The sequence below is a fragment of the Modestobacter altitudinis genome (assembly GCF_005930475.1).
In the GTDB taxonomy this organism is placed as follows: Bacteria; Actinomycetota; Actinomycetes; order Mycobacteriales; family Geodermatophilaceae; genus Modestobacter; species Modestobacter altitudinis.
Genome location: NZ_SJEW01000094.1, coordinates 1 through 16,572, shown reverse-complemented (window position 1 = coordinate 16,572; position 16,572 = coordinate 1). Strand labels below are relative to the sequence as shown.

Annotated in this window: 16 protein-coding genes and 1 riboswitch; of the genes, 8 read left to right on the top strand and 8 right to left on the bottom strand. The window is 74.7% G+C overall.

Annotated elements, in window-relative coordinates:
- Positions 1–146: 146 nt before the first annotated feature.
- Positions 147–1,013, top strand: coding sequence for an HAD family hydrolase (locus FHL79_RS22875; RefSeq protein ID WP_138760859.1), 867 nt, complete (start codon positions 147–149; stop codon positions 1,011–1,013).
- 4 nt (positions 1,014–1,017) lie between these two features.
- Here FHL79_RS22875 and FHL79_RS22870 read toward each other — a convergent pair whose 3' ends face one another.
- The gene (locus tag FHL79_RS22870; protein WP_171058303.1) at positions 1,018–1,815 is read right to left on the bottom strand and encodes a Fic family protein; all 798 of its coding nucleotides are present in this window, start codon (positions 1,813–1,815) and stop codon (positions 1,018–1,020) included.
- Between the two features lie 76 nt (positions 1,816–1,891).
- Here FHL79_RS22870 and FHL79_RS22865 point away from each other — a divergent pair, with 76 nt between their 5' ends.
- Genes FHL79_RS22865 through FHL79_RS22855 form a run of 3 tightly spaced genes read left to right on the top strand, consistent with a single transcriptional unit; the run spans position 1,892 to position 3,862 of the window.
- Complete coding sequence (locus FHL79_RS22865; RefSeq protein ID WP_138760858.1) at positions 1,892–2,479, top strand: histidine phosphatase family protein; 588 nt, start codon at positions 1,892–1,894, stop codon at positions 2,477–2,479.
- Positions 2,476–3,039 carry a bifunctional adenosylcobinamide kinase/adenosylcobinamide-phosphate guanylyltransferase gene (gene cobU, locus FHL79_RS22860; RefSeq protein ID WP_138760857.1) on the top strand — a complete coding sequence of 188 codons (564 nt, stop codon included), beginning with the start codon at positions 2,476–2,478 and terminating at the stop codon, positions 3,037–3,039. The genes FHL79_RS22865 and cobU overlap by 4 nt, the downstream gene beginning before the upstream one ends.
- A gap of 43 nt (positions 3,040–3,082) precedes the next feature.
- Positions 3,083–3,862, top strand: coding sequence for an adenosylcobinamide-GDP ribazoletransferase (locus FHL79_RS22855; protein WP_138760856.1), 780 nt, complete (start codon positions 3,083–3,085; stop codon positions 3,860–3,862).
- A 1-nt stretch (position 3,863) separates the two neighbouring features.
- Here FHL79_RS22855 and FHL79_RS22850 read toward each other — a convergent pair whose 3' ends face one another.
- The 4 genes from FHL79_RS22850 to cobN all read right to left on the bottom strand — a co-directional run bounded on the left by FHL79_RS22850 (position 3,864) and on the right by cobN (position 9,398).
- Complete coding sequence (locus FHL79_RS22850; protein WP_138760855.1) at positions 3,864–4,196, bottom strand: hypothetical protein; 333 nt, start codon at positions 4,194–4,196, stop codon at positions 3,864–3,866.
- 78 nt (positions 4,197–4,274) lie between these two features.
- A complete protein-coding gene (locus FHL79_RS22845) occupies positions 4,275–4,559 on the bottom strand; it encodes a MoaD/ThiS family protein (protein ID WP_138760854.1) in 285 nt (94 codons plus the stop codon).
- Positions 4,556–5,635: a WD40/YVTN/BNR-like repeat-containing protein gene (locus tag FHL79_RS22840; protein ID WP_138760853.1), complete on the bottom strand. Its 1,080-nt coding sequence runs from the start codon at positions 5,633–5,635 to the stop codon at positions 4,556–4,558. The genes FHL79_RS22845 and FHL79_RS22840 overlap by 4 nt, the downstream gene beginning before the upstream one ends.
- Before the next feature lie 139 nt (positions 5,636–5,774).
- A complete protein-coding gene (gene cobN / locus FHL79_RS22835; RefSeq protein WP_138760852.1) occupies positions 5,775–9,398 on the bottom strand; it encodes a cobaltochelatase subunit CobN in 3,624 nt (1,207 codons plus the stop codon).
- A 51-nt stretch (positions 9,399–9,449) separates the two neighbouring features.
- Positions 9,450–9,517, bottom strand: a riboswitch (cobalamin riboswitch).
- A 155-nt stretch (positions 9,518–9,672) separates the two neighbouring features.
- On the opposite strand from cobN, the gene FHL79_RS22830 reads away from it, so the two are divergent.
- Positions 9,673–10,866 (top strand): CynX/NimT family MFS transporter, encoded by a 1,194-nt coding sequence (locus FHL79_RS22830; protein ID WP_138760851.1) that lies wholly within the window; start codon positions 9,673–9,675, stop codon positions 10,864–10,866.
- A gap of 7 nt (positions 10,867–10,873) precedes the next feature.
- Here FHL79_RS22830 and FHL79_RS22825 read toward each other — a convergent pair whose 3' ends face one another.
- Positions 10,874–11,419: an FKBP-type peptidyl-prolyl cis-trans isomerase gene (locus FHL79_RS22825; RefSeq protein WP_138760850.1), complete on the bottom strand. Its 546-nt coding sequence runs from the start codon at positions 11,417–11,419 to the stop codon at positions 10,874–10,876.
- A gap of 168 nt (positions 11,420–11,587) precedes the next feature.
- Positions 11,588–12,979, bottom strand: coding sequence for a family 43 glycosylhydrolase (locus tag FHL79_RS22820; protein WP_218938576.1), 1,392 nt, complete (start codon positions 12,977–12,979; stop codon positions 11,588–11,590).
- Between the two features lie 206 nt (positions 12,980–13,185).
- Between FHL79_RS22820 and FHL79_RS22815 the strand changes: the two genes are divergently transcribed.
- Positions 13,186–14,643 (top strand): GntT/GntP/DsdX family permease, encoded by a 1,458-nt coding sequence (locus tag FHL79_RS22815; protein WP_138760849.1) that lies wholly within the window; start codon positions 13,186–13,188, stop codon positions 14,641–14,643.
- Positions 14,644–14,786: 143 nt separating this feature from the next.
- Positions 14,787–15,143 carry a Rossmann-fold NAD(P)-binding domain-containing protein gene (locus FHL79_RS22810; protein ID WP_138760848.1) on the top strand — a complete coding sequence of 119 codons (357 nt, stop codon included), beginning with the start codon at positions 14,787–14,789 and terminating at the stop codon, positions 15,141–15,143.
- A gap of 3 nt (positions 15,144–15,146) precedes the next feature.
- Here FHL79_RS22810 and FHL79_RS22805 read toward each other — a convergent pair whose 3' ends face one another.
- The gene (locus FHL79_RS22805) at positions 15,147–15,491 is read right to left on the bottom strand and encodes a tetratricopeptide repeat protein (protein WP_138760847.1); all 345 of its coding nucleotides are present in this window, start codon (positions 15,489–15,491) and stop codon (positions 15,147–15,149) included.
- A 174-nt stretch (positions 15,492–15,665) separates the two neighbouring features.
- Between FHL79_RS22805 and FHL79_RS22800 the strand changes: the two genes are divergently transcribed.
- Complete coding sequence (locus tag FHL79_RS22800; RefSeq protein WP_138760846.1) at positions 15,666–16,355, top strand: DUF4383 domain-containing protein; 690 nt, start codon at positions 15,666–15,668, stop codon at positions 16,353–16,355.
- The last annotated feature ends 217 nt before the right edge of the window (positions 16,356–16,572 follow it).

Sequence of the window (16,572 nt, the reverse complement as noted above, 5' to 3'; positions counted from 1 at the left end):
GGTGGGGGACGAGGCAGGCACGGGACCAGCCCAGCGTGGTCCGGCGGCCCGGGACAGTGCCCGGCCGGATCTGTGGATGACCCCTCGGGGTGTGGACGGCGGTGCGCCCGGCCGCCGGAACTGCCGATCCACCTACCGTGGAGGATGTGACCTGCGCCGCAGCGTTCTTCGACCTCGACAAGACGGTCATCGCGAAGTCCAGCACGCTGGCCTTCGGACGCCCGTTCTTCCAGGGCGGGCTGATCAACCGCCGCGCCGTCCTCAAGGGCGCCTACGCGCAGTTCGTGTTCTCCCTGGCCGGCGCCGACGCCGACCAGATGGAGCGGATGCGTCGTCAGATCACCGCCATGACGACGGGGTGGGACGTGACGGTGGTCCACGACATCGTGCGGGAGACCCTGCACGAGATCGTCGACCCGCTCGTCTACGCCGAGGCCGCCGACCTGATCGAGGAGCACCGCGCGGCCGGTCGGGAGGTCGTCATCGTCTCCAGCAGCGGTGCCGAGATGGTCGGGCCGATCGGGGAGATGCTCGGTGTCGACCGGGTCGTCGCCACCCGGATGGTCACCGTCGACGGCCGGTACACCGGCGAGATCGCCTTCTACGCCTACGGGGCGAACAAGGCAGCTGCGATGCGCGAGGTCGCCGCCGAGGAGGGCTGGGACCTGGCCGACTGCTGGGCCTACAGCGACTCGGTGACCGACGTGCCGATGCTCGAGGCGGTCGGCCACCCCACCGCGGTCAACCCCGACCGCGGTCTGCGCAGGGTGGCCGCCGAGCGCGGCTGGCCGGTGCTGCAGTTCAACCGGCCGGTGCGGCTGCGGTCCCGGTTCTCCGGCGGTCGCGCGCCGGCGGTGACCAGCGCCGCCGTCGGCGTCGGCGCGGCGGTGGCCGGGCTGGCCTGGTACGCCCGGCGCCGGGCCCTCCGGGCCGTGCCCGGGCTGCCCGACGTCGTGCCGCTCGCCGCCCCGGTCGCCTCGTCGGCGACCCGGCGGCGCCGCCGGGGGGCCTGAGCGCTCAGCCGCGGAGCATCGCCTCGCAGATCGCCAGGCCCTCGGTCGCGCCGAGCTCGGTGCCCCGGGCGCAGTGCACGAGCCAGCCGGCCACGCCGGTGGGCTCACCCGAGCGGTACCCGGCGAGCGCCTCCGCGTAGGCGTCCCGCCCGAGCTCGGCGAGCCCGACCTCGGGCACGGAGACCGCCTTCGGGTCCAGGCCGCGGGTGATGCCCACGAGCCGGCCGGCGGCCCGGGCGACCACGCCGTCCTGCGTGCCGAACGGCGCCAGCGCCGCGAGCTCGCCGTGCACGACACCGGCGACCACGACCGCCGGGACGGTGGTCGTGCCGGTGATGACGCCGAACAGCCCGGCCAGCCGCGGCCCGGCGTTCCCGGAGGGCCGGCCGAGATCGGCCGGGCCGGCGAGACCGGTGGCGGCCAGCACGTGCAGCCGGGCGAGCACCTGGCCCGGCGCCCGGTCCCAGGTCTCCACCATCGAGCCCAGCCCCACGGAGACCCGCAGCGCACCCTGCACCGTCGGGTCGTCGACCTCGCCGGCCCGGAGCGCTGCCAGCGGCAGGTCCACGCCCTCGAGCGCGGCCGAGGCCCGCGCACCGCGCAGCGCCGACTCCGCGCTGACCCCGGCTGACTCCCGGCGCAGCACCTTGTGGCCGAGGAGACGGTCGACCGAAGTGCGGGCGGCCTCGGCGGCCTCGGCGACACCGGGCAGGCCCAGCAGGCCGGCCAGCGGATCAGGACCGGTCGGGCGGGCCGCCGGTCGGGAGACACGGCCGGCGCCGGGGCGGAGCGGGATGGTCACGGCTGCGACGGTACGAGCCGCGCGGCGCCGGACCACCGGCACCCCGGAGCCGTCGGCCGCATAGGCTCCCCCGACGATGGCCGCCTCGCTGACCCTGCTCCTCGTCCGGCACGGCCAGAGCGAGTGGAACGCCGCCGGCCTCATGCAGGGGCAGACGCCGCACGTGCCGTTGACCGAGCTCGGCCACCAGCAGGCCGCCCGTGCGGCTGCGGAGCTGGCCGTGCTGGCCCGCGACGGCTCCGGACCCGGCGTGCTGCTGTCCAGCGACCTGCTGCGCGCGGTGCAGACGGCGGAGCACTGCGCGGCGGCCACCGGGCTCGCCGTCGCGACCACCCCGGCGCTGCGCGAGCAGGGCTACGGCGTGCTCGAGGGGCGGCCGTCCCGCGAGCTGTGGGACGTCGTGGACTGGACCGACCCGCACTGGTGCGCCGAGGGCGGGGAGAGCCTCGCCCAGCTGCACGGGCGGGTCGCCGGGCTGTTCGGGCAGCTGCTGGCCGACCCGCCGGCCCCGGTGCTCGCCCTGGTGACGCACGGCGACACCATCCGGGCGGCCCAGGCGGTGGCAGCCGGGCTCGGCCCGGACCAGCTGCCCGCGGTCACGCCGCACAACGGGTCGGTCACCCGGCTGGAGCTGGTGCGGAACGACCCCGGAGTCGAGCCATGAGCAAGATCCTGGTGCTGGGCGGTTCTCGGTCGGGGAAGTCCGCCCATGCCGAGCACCTGCTCGACAGCGAGCTGGAGGTCACCTACCTGGCCACCTCCCGCCGGGACGACGCCGACGCCGAGTGGAGCGACCGGATCGCCGCCCACCGGTCACGCCGTCCGGTCAGCTGGACCACCGTGGAGAGCACCGCGCCCTCGGAGCTCGTGCGGGGCGGTGCCGTGCTGGTCGACAGCATCACCACCTGGGTCGCCGCGCTGATGGACGAGACCGGGGTCTGGGACGCGGTCGACGCCGGGGGCGCCCACGCCGCCGACCGGTCCGGCGACGGCCGGGCCGCGTTGGAGCGGCTCGCCGGGCGCTGCGACGCACTGGTCAACAACTGGGTGATGACGCCTGCGCACGTGGTGGCCGTCAGCGACGAGGTCGGTCTGGGTGTGGTGCCCGAGACGCGCGCCGGCCGGTTGTTCCGGGACACCCTCGGGTCGGTCAACCAGCGGCTGGCCGCCACCGCCGACGAGGTGTGGTTCGTCGTCGCCGGTCTCCCCCAGCGCCTCCGGTGACCCGGCGGGGAGGCAGGCACCGCCGCCGTCCGGAGGTGCGCCGGTGAGCCCGGCGACCCGCCGGCCCTGGTCGGGTCCGGCCGAGGCCTTCGCCGTGCTCAGCATCGCCCGGGTCCCGGCCGCGTCGTCGGCCCGCGGGGTGCTGCCGTGGGCGCCGCTGGTCGGGCTCGTCCTCGGCGCGCTGGCCACCGGGGTGGGGTGGCTCGGCGGCCGCTCCGCCGGCCCGCTGGTCGGCGCCGTCCTCGCCGTGGTCGTGCTCGCGGCGCTGACCCGCGGCCTGCACCTGGACGGCCTGGCCGACACCGCGGACGGCCTGGGCCCGCTGCGCGGCCGCGAGCGGGCCCTGCAGGTGATGCGGGCGGGTGACGTGGGCCCCTTCGGCGTGACCACCCTCGTGCTGACCCTGCTGCTGCAGGTCGCCTGCACGGCGCAGCTGCTGACCGTCGACGGGGGCTGGTCAGCCCTGCCCGCGGCGACGGTCGCGGCCCGGGTGGCGATGGCCGGCACCGGGCTGGCCGGCACCCCGATCGCCGCGGGCTCGACGCTGGGCGCCGCGGTGGCCGGCACCGTGTCGCGGCGCTGGCTGGCCGGCACGGTGGTCGTCTTCCTGGCCGCCGTCGCCGCCGTCGTCCTCGCCTCCGGGCACGGGTGGGGGCGGGCTGCGGCCCTGGTCGGCGCCACGGCCCTGGGCTGGCTGGCCGCGGGCGCACTGCGCCGCCGGGCCCAGGCCCGCCTCGGCGGGGTCAACGGTGACGTGATGGGCGCGATGGGCGAGGTGACGGCGACGGTCGCCCTGCTGGCCGCCGCGGTGCTGGTGCGCTGACTCAGCGCCCGAACAGCTTGCCGATCCCACCGGAGGACTTGGCAGCGGCGCGCCCACGTCCGGCGGCGGCCTGACCGCGGGTGCCGAAGCCCTTGAAGGAACGTCCGCCCCGGGACTGCCCCCCGGTGGTGCCCGCCCGGCCGGTGCCGGCCTGGCTGCGGGAGCGGAAGCCCCCGAACGAACGCCCGGTCAGCCCGCGGTCGTCGGTGGCCCGACCGCCCAGTCCACCGCCCATGCCCTTGCCGGTGGTGGTGCGCCTGCCGGTGGCGCCCGCCCCGGTGCTGCGCGCGCCGGTGCTCTTCGCCGAGCCGGTCAGCCTGCTCAGGATGCCCATCTGGTCACCGTCCTCCCCGTCGCGTCCGGCAGCGCGCCGGACGGCTCCCGGGCCTGGGAGCACGGCGTGGCGTTGCGCTCAGCCACCGGCCACGGACTGGACCACCATGACCTCGGCGTCGGCCGGCACCGGCGTGTCGAGCCCGGACAGCCGGCGGACCTCCTCACCGTCGACGTAGACGTTGACGTGCCGGCGCAGCGCTCCGGTCTCGTCGCGGACCCGGCGGCCGAACACCGGGTGCTCGGCGGCGAGCACGTCGAGCAGCGCGCGGACGGTCGTCGGGGCCGGCACGTCCAGCGCCATCGACGTCCGGCCGCCGGTGCAGTCGGCCAGCAGCCGCGGGAGCAGCACCTGGACCGTCATGGCAGCACCGCCGCCCGCACGCAGAGCACGTCGGGCAGGTGGGAGGCGACGGTGCTGAACGACTCCCCCTCGTCCGCGCTGGCGTACACCTCGCCACCGCGGGTGCCGACGTACACGCCGACCGGGTCGCCCGCGTCGACGCAGGCCGCGTCGCGCAGCACCGCGTTGTACTCGTGCGCCGGCAGCCCGTCGGTCAGCCGGCGCCAGCTCGACCCGGCGTCGTCGCTGCGGTGCACCGCCAGTTCCCCGTCGGGTGGGATCCGCTCGCCGTCGGCGACCAGCGGCACCACCCAGATGGTCCCGGAACGGTGCGGGTGCGCCAGCATCACGAAGCCGAAGTCAGAGGGCAGCCCGTCGGCGATCGAGGTCCACGAGTCGCCGTCGTCGTCGGAGCGGTACACGCCGTGGTGGTTCTGCGCGTACAGCCGCCGCGGGTCGACGGCGTCCCGGGCGATCTTGTGCACGCACTGGCCGAACTCCGGCGCCGGCCCGGGCATGAAGTAGGCCGAGATGCCGGAGTTGCGCGGCCGCCAGGACCCCCCGCCGTCCGTCGTCCGGTAGACCCCGCCGGTGCTCATCGCGACGTGCACCGTGCCGTCCGGGCCCGGCACGACCGAGTGCGCGGCCGCTCCGCCGTAGCCCGCGCCCCACTTCATCCGGTGCGGGTGGTCCCACAGGCCGCGGCTCAGCGTGAACGAGTCGCCGCCGTCCTCCGAGCGCCACACCGAGATCGGCTCGCAGCCCGCCCAGACCACCCCGGGCCGGTCGGCGGCGTCCGGCTGCAGCTGCCAGATCCGCTCCACGGCGGCGCCGGTGTCGGCCGGGAAGCGGATGGCGCCGTGCTCCGGCTCGTCCCAGGTGACGCCCAGGTCGTCGGAGTGCACGACGGTCGGGCCGAAGTGCTCCGAGCGGACCCCGACCATCAGCCGGGTCCGCCCGCCGCGGGTGTCGATGCCCACGCTGGGCACCTCGGTCATCAGGAAGTGCGGCGAGGACAGCGACCAGCTGCGCCGGTCCTCACTCGTCGCCAGCCAGAGCCCCTTGCGCGTGCCGATCGCCAGCAGAGTCGTCGCCATGCAGCACCAGACCGCCCGGCGACGACGAACTCATCGCTCTCCGGCGTGGCTCATCGGCCCCGTCCGGAGGCTCGCCCCGAGCTTGCGAGGGGTGAGAGGGACGGGGTCCTTCCGCTGATCCCGGAGCGCCGCAGCGAGCTCAGTGCGCGCCGGACTGCGCGGGGGTGTCGCCGCCCTCGAGGTCTCCCTCGGTGTCCAGGTAGGCCTGCTGGAGCTGGGCCAGCAGCTCCGGGTCCGGCGATGCCCACATCTCGCGGTCGACGGCCTCCAGCAGCCGCTCCGCGATGCCGTGCAGCGCCCAGGGGTTGGACTTCTCCATGAACTCGCGGTTCTCCGGGTCGAGCACGTAGGTCTGCGCGAGCTTCTCGTACATCCAGTCGGCGACCACGCCGGTGGTGGCGTCGTAGCCGAACAGGTAGTCGACGGTCGCGGCGAGCTCGAAGGCGCCCTTGTAGCCGTGCCGGCGCATGGCGGCCAGCCACTTGGGGTTGACCACCCGGGCGCGGAAGACGCGGGAGGTCTCCTCGACCAGCGAGCGGGTCCTGACCTGCTCGGGCCGCGTCGAGTCGCCGATGTAGGCCTCCGGCGACGTACCGGTCAGCGCGCGGACGGTGGCGACCATCCCGCCGTGGTACTGGAAGTAGTCGTCGGAGTCGGCGATGTCGTGCTCACGGGTGTCGACGTTCTTGGCGGCGACCGCGATCCGCTTGTAGGCCGCCTCCATGTCCGGTCGGGCGTTCACGCCGTCCAGGTCGCGGCCGTAGGCGTAGCCGCCCCACACCGCGTAGACCTCGGCCAGGTCGGCGTCCCCGCGCCAGTCCCGGGAGTCGATCAGCGACAGCAGCCCGGCCCCGTAGGCGCCCGGCTTGGAGCCGAACACCCGGGTGGTGGCCCGCCGCCGGTCGCCGTGGGTGGCCAGGTCGGCCTCGACGTGGTCACGCACGTAGTTCCGCTCAGCGGACTCGGGGAGACCGGCCACCAGCGTCACCGCGTCGTCCAGCATGGTCACCACGTGCGGGAAGGCGTCCCGGAAGAAGCCCGAGATCCGCACCGTGACGTCGATCCGCGGCCGGCCCAGCTCGTCGAGGTCGATCGGCTCCAGGCCGGTGACCCGCCGGGACGCGTCGTCCCAGACTGGCCGGACGCCGAGCAGCGCCAGCACCTCGGCCACGTCGTCGCCGGACGTGCGCATCGCCGAGGTGCCCCACACCGACAGCCCGACCGAGCGCGGGAACTGCCCGTCGTGGTCGGCCTGGTAGCGCTCGACCAGCGACTCGGCCATCGCCGACCCGGTCTCCCAGGCCAGCCGGGACGGGATGGCGCGGGGGTCGACGGAGTAGAAGTTCCGGCCGGTCGGCAGCACGTTGACCAGCCCGCGCAGCGGCGAGCCGGACGGCCCGGCCGGCACGTAGCCGCCCTCGAGGGCGTGCAGCGTCATGTCCAGCTCGTCGGTGGTGCGCTCGAGCCGGGGGACCACCTCGTCGACGGCGAACCGCAGAACGGCCGTGACCTGGTCGTTCGTCGTCCCGAGCACCCCGCCGACGACGTCGGCGATCGCCGAGGCGTCCCAGCCGCGCTCCTCCATGCCGGCGACCAGCGCGGCCGCCCGGGCCTCGACGGCGTCGGTGGCGTGCAGGCCGGCGGTGCCGTCCTCGGTCAGCCCGAGCGCCTCGCGCAGCCCGGGCAGCGCCACCGCGCCGCCCCAGATCTGCCGGGCGCGCAGCATCGCCAGCACCAGGTCGACCCGGTCCGAGCCGGACGGCGGGGCGCCGAGCACGTGCAGCCCGTCGCGGATCTGCGAGTCCTTGATCTCGCACAGCCAGCCGTCGACGTGCAGGATCATCTCGTCGAAGTGGTCGTCCTCGGGGCGCTGGTCCAGGCCCAGGTCGTGGTCCAGCTTGGCCGCCTGCAGCAGCGTCCAGATCTGCTGGCGGACCGCCGGCAGCTTCGCCGGGTCCATCGCGGCGATGTTGGCGTGCTCGTCGAGCAGCTGCTCCAGCCGGGCGATGTCGCCGTAGGAGTCGGCCCGCGCCATCGGCGGCACCATGTGGTCGACCAGGGTGGCGTGCGCGCGGCGCTTGGCCTGGGTGCCCTCGCCCGGGTCGTTGACCAGGAACGGGTAGACCAGCGGCAGGTCGCCGATGGCGGCGTCCGGCCCGCAGGCCGCCGACATCCCGACGGTCTTGCCCGGCAGCCACTCCAGGTTGCCGTGCTTGCCGACGTGCACCATCGCGTGCGCCCCGAATCCCGACCGCAGCCACCAGTAGGCGGCCAGGTAGTGGTGCGACGGTGGCAGGTCCGGGTCGTGGTAGATCGCAATCGGGTTCTCCCCGAAGCCGCGCGGCGGCTGGACCATCACCACGACGTTCCCGGCGCGCAGGGCGGCGAAGACGATGTGCCCGTCGTCGACGAACAGCGCACCGGGGGCAGGACCCCAGTGCTCGGTCATCGCCTCGCGCAGCTCGGCCGGCAGCGTGTCGAAGTGCCGCTGGTAGTCGGCGGCGGAGATGCGCACGGGGTTGCCGGACAGCTGCTCCTCGGTGAGCCAGTTCTCGTCCTGCCCGCCGGCGGCGATGAGCGCGTGCACCAGCGCGTCGCCGTCCAGGTCGGCGACGCCGGGCAGCGCCTCGGGGCCGTCGAACGGGCCGATGTCGTACCCGGCGCCGGACATCGCGGCCAGCAGCCGGACGACCGACGCCGGGGTGTCCAGCCCGACCGCGTTGCCGATCCGGGCGTGCTTGGTCGGGTAGGCGCTGAGCATGACCACGATCCGGCGCTCGCCGGGCGGGGTGTGCCGGAGCCGGGCGTGCGCGACCGCCGTCCCGGCGACCCGCGCGGCCCGCTCGGGGTCGGCGACGTAGGAGGTCAGCCCGTCGGCGTCGGTCTCCTTGAAGCTGAACGGCACGCTGATCAGCCGGCCGTCGAACTCCGGGATGGCGACCTGGTTGCCGACGTCGAGCGGGGACAGCCCGTCGTCGCTGGCCGCCCAGTCGGCGCGGCTGGACGTCAGGCACAGCCCCTGCACCACCGGGACGTCGAGCCCCGCCAGCTCGCCGACGTCCCAGGCGCCGTCGTCGCCGCCGGCCTGGGCGGTGGCCGGCCGGGACCCGCCGGCGGCGAGCACGGTGACCACGAGGGCGTCGGCGGTGCGCAGCACCTCGACCAGGCCCGGCTCGACCGTGCGCAGCGAGGCGGTGAACACCGGCAGCGCGCGGCCGCCGGCGTCCTCGATCGCGGTGCACAGCGCCTCGACGAAGCCGGTGTTCCCGGACAGGTGGTGCGCCCGGTAGTACAGGACGGCGACGACCGGGCCGCTCCCCCGCGACTCCCGGTCGAGCACCCCCCACTCCGGCGCGACCGACGGCGGCTCGAAGCCCTCGCCCTCGAGCAGCACCGTGTCACCGAGGAAGCGGTGCAGCTGCGCCAGGTTGTCCGGGCCGCCCTGCGCGAGGTAGCCGTGCGCCTCGGTGGCCACGCCGATCGGGACGGTCGACAGCTCCATCAACTCGGCGTCGGGCACGTTCTCCCCACCGAGGACGACGACCGGCGCCGGCCCGGCCAGCAGCGGGGCCAGCACCTCCTCGTACTGCCGGCGCACGCCGAGGATCCGGACGACGACGAGGTCGCTGCCGGCGGCGAGCTCGACCATCCCGGCGGCACCGAGCCGGGCCGGGTTGCCCAGCCGCCAGTCCGCGGTGCTCGAGCGGGCCGACAGCAGGTCGGTGTCCGACGTCGACAGCAGGGTGTAGGTGCGAGAGCTCAAGGCCGTGCCTCCCTCGGGGTCCGCGCCCCGGGTCGTCGGGCACGGCAGCCGAGGTGTCTGGCTCCCCCGGATCGGGGGTCACAGTGGCGGGACCGCGCCGGTCTTGCACCGGCTTCCCTGCTGCACTGCCGTGGGTGACCCAGACGCTACCCGGCGGGTCGGCCGGATCGGAGCGGGCGCTCGGCCCGTCGACCGACCACCGGCTACCGTGACCCGCGGCTCAGTTGCACAGCGAAACCGGCGGCAGCCGCCGTCGACGACGAGGAGATCCCCCATGGCCAGCGGTACGGCGACCGGCACCCGGACCGGCACGGCCCCCCGGTCCGGGCTGCTGCTGGCCGGCATCCTGCTCATCGCGGTCAACCTCCGGGCTGCGATCACCTCGGTCGGCCCGGTCATCGAGGACATCCGGACCGACCTGGACATCGGCGGTGCGACGGCGTCGGTGCTGGTCAGCCTGCCACTGGTCGCGTTCGCCGTGGTGTCCCCGCTCGCGCCGGCCCTGGCCCGCCGGATCGGCATCGAGCGCGCGCTGGGCGCCGCGCTCGCTGTCCTCGCCGTGGCGACGGTGGTCCGTTCGCTGCCCTCGATCCCCGCACTGTGGGTGGGCACCGCCTTCCTCGGGATCGCCATCGCGGTGATCAACGTGCTGCTGCCGTCCCTGGTCAAGCGGGAGTACCCGGACAGGATCGGCCAGGTCACCGGCCTCTACTCCTCGGTCCAGGGCGCCGCCGCGGCGCTGGCGTCCGGTTTCGCGGTCCCGCTGGCCGGCACGACCCAGCACGGCTGGCGGCTCGCGCTGGGCATCTGGGCCGGGCTGGCCCTGATCGCGCTGGCGGTCTTCCTCCCCCGGCTCCGGCGCCGCAGCGTGCCGGTGGACGCGGTGACCACGGTCCGCTCCCGGTCGCCGTGGGGATCGGCGCTGGCCTGGCAGGTCACCGTGTTCATGGGGACGCAGTCGACCGTCTACTACACGCTGATCACCTGGTGGCCCTCGGTGGAGCAGGCTCACGGCACCTCCGCCGCCGCGTCGGGCTGGCACCTCTTCGCGCTCCAGGTCGCCGGCCTGCTCGCCAACCTGGCGACAGCGCGGCTCATCCCCCGCCGCGCGGACCAGCGGCTGCTGATCGGTGGCGCGGCCGCGCTGGTGGCCATCGGCATCGCGGGTCAGCTGGCCCTGCCGGCGGCCTCGCTGCTGTGGATCGTGCTCGCCGGCGCCGGCGGTGGTGCCAACATCGTCCTCGCCCTGTCCCTGTTCGGGCTGCGCACCCACGACCACCACCAGGCCGCGGCGCTGTCCGGGATGGCCCAGTCCGTCGGGTACGCCCTGGCCGCTGCCGGCCCGGTCCTGCTGGGGGCGCTGCACGACGCGACCGGCAGCTGGACCGCGCCGCTGTGGGTGCTGCTCGCCGTCCTGGTCGTCCAGGCGGCCGCGGGCGTGCAGGCCGGTCGCGCCCGGTTGCTCTGACCGCTGCTCAGGTGACGTCGACACAGTCGATGATGAAGGTCAGGGTCGCGTCGCCGGGGATGGGTCCCGCGCCGTCCGGGCCGTACCCGAGGTCGCTGGGGATCACGACCATCCGCCGTCCGCCCACCTGCATGCCCTCGACGGCCTGGTCGAAGCCGGCGATGACCTGCCCGCCGCCGACGGTCACCGGGAACGTCTCGTCCGCCCCGCTGCTCCAGGAGGAGTCGAACTCCTCGCCGGTCTCGTAGAAGGCGCCGACGTACTTCATCGTCGCGGTGCTGCCGGCCACGGCCTCGGCGCCGGTGCCGACCACCACGTCGCTGACCACCAGGTCGGTCGGCGGCGCCGCGTCGAAGCAGGGCGCCTCGGGCTTGACCGCGAGGTCGGCGCTGACCCCGGCCGGCGCCTCCGTCGACGGCGGCCGGCTCTCGCAGGACGAGGACGTCGCCCCCGACCCGGCGGACGACGCCCCTTCGTCGTCCCCGCCGCAGGCGGTCAGCGAGGCGGCGACGGCGAGGGTGAGGAGCAGGCGCGGGGCGGTGCGGCGGTTCATCGGGGTTCTCCTGGCCGAGCAGGTGTGCTCGAGTCGTGGCTCTGGGCGCGGCGGCATCCAGCACACCACAGCCCCGGGGTGGGCCCCGCAGCCGACCGGCCCCCGCTCAGCACGACGGGCCCCCGGCCGGGGTGTTCCCCGGCCGAGGGCCCGTCGCTGCCGCGGAGGTCAGTACACGTCGACCGCGTCGAGCTCGGCGTAGAAGGTGCCGCGGGTCAGGGTGACCGTGTTCCAGCCCTTCTGCAGCTGCACCTGGTGCTCGACCATCTGCCAGTTGCCCCAGGTGGTGTGCCAGAAGGTCACGGTGCCGGCGTCCCGGCCGTTGACCGTGACGGTGTCGGTCGACTCGACGGGGTAGCCGCCCTTCTCCGAGCCGTTGGCGAAGCGGATGCCGAGGGTCCCCGGCCCGGCCTTGGCCGCGAACACCTGCAGGGTGACGGAGCTGTCGGCGAAGTCCAGGCCGCCGACCTTGGCCAGCCCGGAGGCGGTGTCGTCCGCGACGACCCGCGCGGCGGTGACGACGCCGAGCTCGGCCTCGTAGCGGGTGGCGGCCTCCTCGACCGACGGGACGCCGGCAGCGGACCAGTTCAGGTCACTGAGGTACATCGCGCGGTAGGAGTAGGTCGGGTCCCAGCCGTGGAAGACGATCGAGGTGCTGCCGTCGGGCTCGGTCACGACGTCCTGGCCACCGGGGCCCCGCACGTCGCCCTGGAACCGGTCGGTGGTCATCAGCTCGGTGCGCGACTTGGTGTACGGCCCGGTGATGCTGGCCGACGTGGCGTAGTTGGTGCGGTAGCCACCCCCGGCGAAGTCGTTGGCCGAGTAGAAGAGGTAGTACGTGCCGTCGTGCTGGACCAGGGTCGGTGCCTCGACGACGTTGCCCTCGAAGGGCAGGTCGCGGCGGATCAGCTCGGTCGGCAGGCCGGTGAGCGTCCTGCCGTCAGCGGACAGCGGCTGGATGAAGATGATCGCCGTCTTGCCGGTGCAGCAGTTGCCGTCGGCCTTCCACAGCAGGTGGAGCTGGCCGTTCTCCCGGTAGGTGCTGGCGTCGATCGCCCCGCCGAGGTCCTGCGTGCCGTTCTCCCCGTTCGGGCAGACCAGCGGCTCGGTGCCGACGGGCACGAACGGCCCGTCCGGCGAGGTCGACGTCGCGACCCCGATGCACTGGCGCTCCGTCGTCCCGTCCCGCGCGGTGTAGTACAGCGCGTACCCGCCCTGGACCGCGCTGACCTCGGGAGCCCACACGCAGCGGTCGGTCGCCCCGCCGGGAGCGAAGGTGCACGGGCCGGTCCAGGCGCCGAGCGCCGGCAGGGCGTCGGCCTGCGGCGTCCAGTGGACCAGGTCCCTCGACGTCTGGTGCTGGACGTTCTGCCCGGCGTTGTTCGTCGCGTAGGCGTGGTAGACGCCGTTGACGAGCAGGATGTCGGGGTCGGGGAAGTTGGCGTCGATCACGGGCTCGATCGACGACTGCGCGCCCGCCGACGGCGGTGGCGCCGCCTGGGCGGTGCCGGCGAACGTCGGCGCGAACAGGCCGAGCACCAGCAGGGCAGCGATCGCCATGATGCGGCGGTAGGGCGTGGGTGACGTCATCGTGACCCTCTCGAGATGTGCGGTTCCTGTGCGAGCGTGCGCTGTCGACCGCCCAGGGTCAATCGCCGATCGAGGGTGTCCGGTCGCTGCCCGCGACTCCCCGAGGTGCGGTTGCCGCTGTGCAACCACCGGGTCGAGACTGCGATCATGACGCCGACCGCAGGCCCTGAGCAGCGATGACCGTCCTGGCCGCCGAGGTCGACCACACCAGCAGTCAGCCACTCCTCGTGGTCGCCGCACTGCTCGGCATCGCCGTCGTCGTCGTGCTGATCACCGTGTTCAAGGTGCACCCCTTCCTCGCGCTGATCCTGGGATCGGCGGTGCTCGGCGTGGTCGCCGGGGTGGGGGTCAGCGACATCGTCGCCAGCTTCTCCCAAGGGGTCGGCTCCACCGTCGGCAACGTCGGGCTCCTCATCGCGCTCGGCGCGATGATCGGGGGCCTGCTCACCGCCTCGGGCGGTGCCGACCGGGTGGTGAACCGGATCGTCGACCGGGTCAGCCCCCAGGCTCTGCCGTGGGCGATGGGCGGGGTGGCCGCGCTGATCGGCATCCCGCTGTTCTTCGAGATCGGCGTGGTGCTGCTCATCCCGATCGTGCTGCTGGTCGCCCACCGCAGCTCCCAGCCGGTGCTCCGGGTCGGCATCCCGGCGCTGGCCGGCCTGTCGGTGCTGCACGGGTTCGTCCCGCCGCACCCGGGGCCGCTCGTCGCGATCGACGCGCTCGGCGCCAGCCTGGGCCTGGTCCTGCTGTTCGGGCTCATCCTGGCGGTCCCCGCGGTCATCATCTCCGGCCCGCTGTTCGGCAGCTTCATCAGCAACCGACTGCAGGTGGCCACCCCGACCGCCCTGGTCGGCGCGGCGGTGGGCGGCCGGGAGACCGGCACGGCCGGCGCCGGGACGACGGACGCCGACGAGCGCGACCTGCTCGACACCGGCGACCGATCCGGTCCCGCCGAGGGCGCGCGCCGTCAGCCCGGCTTCGGCGCCACGGTCGGCACGGTGCTGCTGCCGGTGGTGCTGATGGGCCTGGGCGCGATCGGCGAGCTGACCCTGGACGAGGGGACCACCCTGCGGACGGTCTCCAACACGCTCGGCACCCCGGTCATCGCCCTGCTGATCGGCGTCGTCGTCGCCATGTTCACCCTCGGGACGGCGGTCGGCTTCGGCCGGCAGAAGATCTCGGACACGATCGGCGGCTCACTGCCGGCCATCGCCGGCATCCTGCTGATCGTCGCGGCCGGCGGCGGGTTCAAGCAGCTGCTCGTCGACTCGGGGATCAGCGGCCTGATCGCCGACGCCGCCGAGGGCGCCGACCTCTCCCCGCTGGTGCTGGGCTGGCTGGTCGCCGTGGGCATCCGGCTGGCCACCGGCTCGGCGACGGTCGCGACCATCACCGCCGCCGGCATCGTCGCCCCGCTCGCCGAGGGGCTGGACTCCCCGACCGTCGCGCTGCTGGCGCTGGCCGTGGGGGCGGGCTCGCTCTTCTTCTCCCACGTCAACGACGCAGGGTTCTGGCTGGTCAAGGAGTACTTCGGGATGACCGTCGGGCAGACCATCAAGAGCTGGTCGGTCATGGAGACCCTGATCTCGGTGGTCGGCCTGATCGGCGTCCTGCTGCTGTCGATCGTCGTCTGAGGACGGCGGGAGCGGTCCGGTGCCGGGCCGCTCCCGCCCACACCCGGGCGGCGCTCGTCGCCCCGGGCTGCCTCGCCTCCCGCCGATCCGGCCGCGGCCGGGCGGGTTCGCCGGCATGAGGATCGTGGTCGCCGGTGGGTCCGGTGCGCTCGGACGCAGGCGGTGCACCGACCTGGCCGGCCGGGGTCACGAGGTCGTCGTCCTCTCCCGGACCCCCGCGGCCGGGGCCGTTCCGCCAGGTCGGCTGGGACGGCGTCACGGTCGGGCCCTGGGCCCGGGAGCTGGAGCGGGCCGCGGTGGTGGACCTGGCCGGCGAGCTGGTCGACCGCCGGCCGACCCCGCGCGACATCGCCCTGCTCACCCGGTCACGGGTGCAGCCCACGCAGGTCCTGCACGCGGCAGCAGCGCAGCTCGACCGGCCCGTGCCGGTGTGGCCGCAGGCGAGCACGGCCGCGATCCACGGCGACGCCGGCGAGGCGCTGATCGACCTGCTGCGCTGACCCTCAGGCCACGCCGAGGGCGTCGGCCACCCGGTGGTGGACGGCGGCGTCCGCGGCGCGGCTCTGCCGCTCCAGCGTGCGGGCCAGTGCCCGGCGGGCCCAGCCGTTGGCCGGGGCCAGCTCCACCAGGCGGGTCAACGACGTCTCGGCCCGGTTCAGCTGGGCGGAACCGAAGTAGCTGCGGGCGAGCAGTTCGAGGGCGGCCTGGCTGTCCGGCTCGGCCTCGAGCACCCCCTCGAGCACCTTGGCCGCCTCGATGGGCTGGCCCATGGCGAGGAACAGGTCGGCGCGGAGGTACTCGGAGTGCAGATCGGTGTCGTGCGGCTGACGGGCGTTGGGCTGGGTCATGACGCTCCTTCCACCGCCCCCCAACAGGACGTCGCCCGCAGACGTTCCCGCGCAGGGACGGGCAACGGAACGGAAAAGTCGTGTCCAACCGAGTTGATCCGCAGAAGGTGGGGTAGCTCACGGTCGCCGGTTGCCGCTCGGCCCGGTACCCGACTCCCGCCCGGAGTTCCTGAGATGACCCACGCACTGCACCTGCCGCACTGGTCCTCCTCGACCGAGAAGGAGGAGGGGCTCGTCCCGGCCGTCCACCGGATCGGCGCCGTGGTCGTCGCGGCGGTGATCGCCGCCTTCGGCGTCCTCGGCCTCGTCAACGGTCTGGCCTACTTCTCCACCGACGGCCAGCGGGTCGCCGGGTTGTCGTCCAACGGGCTGCTGTCGACCATCTCGCTGGTCACCGCCCTCGTCCTGGTCGTCGCCGCGTTCCGCGGGTCGCGGGTGGCCTCGACGACGATGCTGGTCATCGGCGTGCTCTTCCTGGTGTCCGCGCTGGCGAACCTCGCCGTCCTGGAGACCGACCTGAACTTCCTGGCCTTCTCCATGGCGAACGTGATCTTCTCGATCGTCGCCGGGCTGGTGCTGCTGACCCTGGGCGCCTACGGCCGGGTGAGCGGGAACCTGCCCCCCGACAGCCCCTACCGGGCCGAGGACGGCAGCGTCCCGGACGACGACGACACCAGCCAGCAGCTGCCCGAGACCCCGGCCGAGCGGGCCGCCGAGCGCGCCATGCGCGACGCCGAGCTGGCCGTGGTCGAGCACCGCGCCACCCCGGACCAGCAGCGCCGGGTGACGGCGATGGCCGAGGTGCGCACCCGGGCCGACCGCCGCGCGGTCTGGATGTCCTTCGACCGCGCGACGCTGGGCTGACGGGGCGACCGTGACGCCGACGTCCGGGCGGGGCCTGGCCCTGCTGACGTTCTGCGGTCCGGCCCGGCCGGACGGCGGGGACCGCACCCCCGACGACTCCGGCCGGGCCCGCAGGTCCCGGTCCGGCCGGGGCCGCCGACCTCCCGCGGCGGGCGGGCAGCGGGGCTGAGCCCGGGCGCCGGTGCACGGGCGCAGGTGCACGGGCGCAGCGGGAGGG

Excerpts from the sequence above, each read along its gene's own strand:
- FHL79_RS22865 (WP_138760858.1), top strand. The coding sequence starts at position 1,892 with ATGGCCGCCTCGCTGACCCTGCTCCTCGTCCGGCACGGCCAGAGCGAG.
- cobU (WP_138760857.1), top strand. The coding sequence starts at position 2,476 with ATGAGCAAGATCCTGGTGCTGGGCGGTTCTCGGTCGGGGAAGTCCGCC.
- FHL79_RS22850 (WP_138760855.1), bottom strand. The coding sequence starts at position 4,196 with ATGGGCATCCTGAGCAGGCTGACCGGCTCGGCGAAGAGCACCGGCGCG.
- FHL79_RS22845 (WP_138760854.1), bottom strand. The coding sequence starts at position 4,559 with ATGACGGTCCAGGTGCTGCTCCCGCGGCTGCTGGCCGACTGCACCGGC.
- FHL79_RS22840 (WP_138760853.1), bottom strand. The coding sequence starts at position 5,635 with ATGGCGACGACTCTGCTGGCGATCGGCACGCGCAAGGGGCTCTGGCTG.
- FHL79_RS22830 (WP_138760851.1), top strand. The coding sequence starts at position 9,673 with ATGGCCAGCGGTACGGCGACCGGCACCCGGACCGGCACGGCCCCCCGG.
- FHL79_RS22825 (WP_138760850.1), bottom strand. The coding sequence starts at position 11,419 with ATGAACCGCCGCACCGCCCCGCGCCTGCTCCTCACCCTCGCCGTCGCC.
- FHL79_RS22820 (WP_218938576.1), bottom strand. The coding sequence starts at position 12,979 with ATGGCGATCGCTGCCCTGCTGGTGCTCGGCCTGTTCGCGCCGACGTTC.
- FHL79_RS22815 (WP_138760849.1), top strand. The coding sequence starts at position 13,186 with ATGACCGTCCTGGCCGCCGAGGTCGACCACACCAGCAGTCAGCCACTC.
- FHL79_RS22805 (WP_138760847.1), bottom strand. The coding sequence starts at position 15,491 with ATGACCCAGCCCAACGCCCGTCAGCCGCACGACACCGATCTGCACTCC.
- FHL79_RS22800 (WP_138760846.1), top strand. The coding sequence starts at position 15,666 with ATGACCCACGCACTGCACCTGCCGCACTGGTCCTCCTCGACCGAGAAG.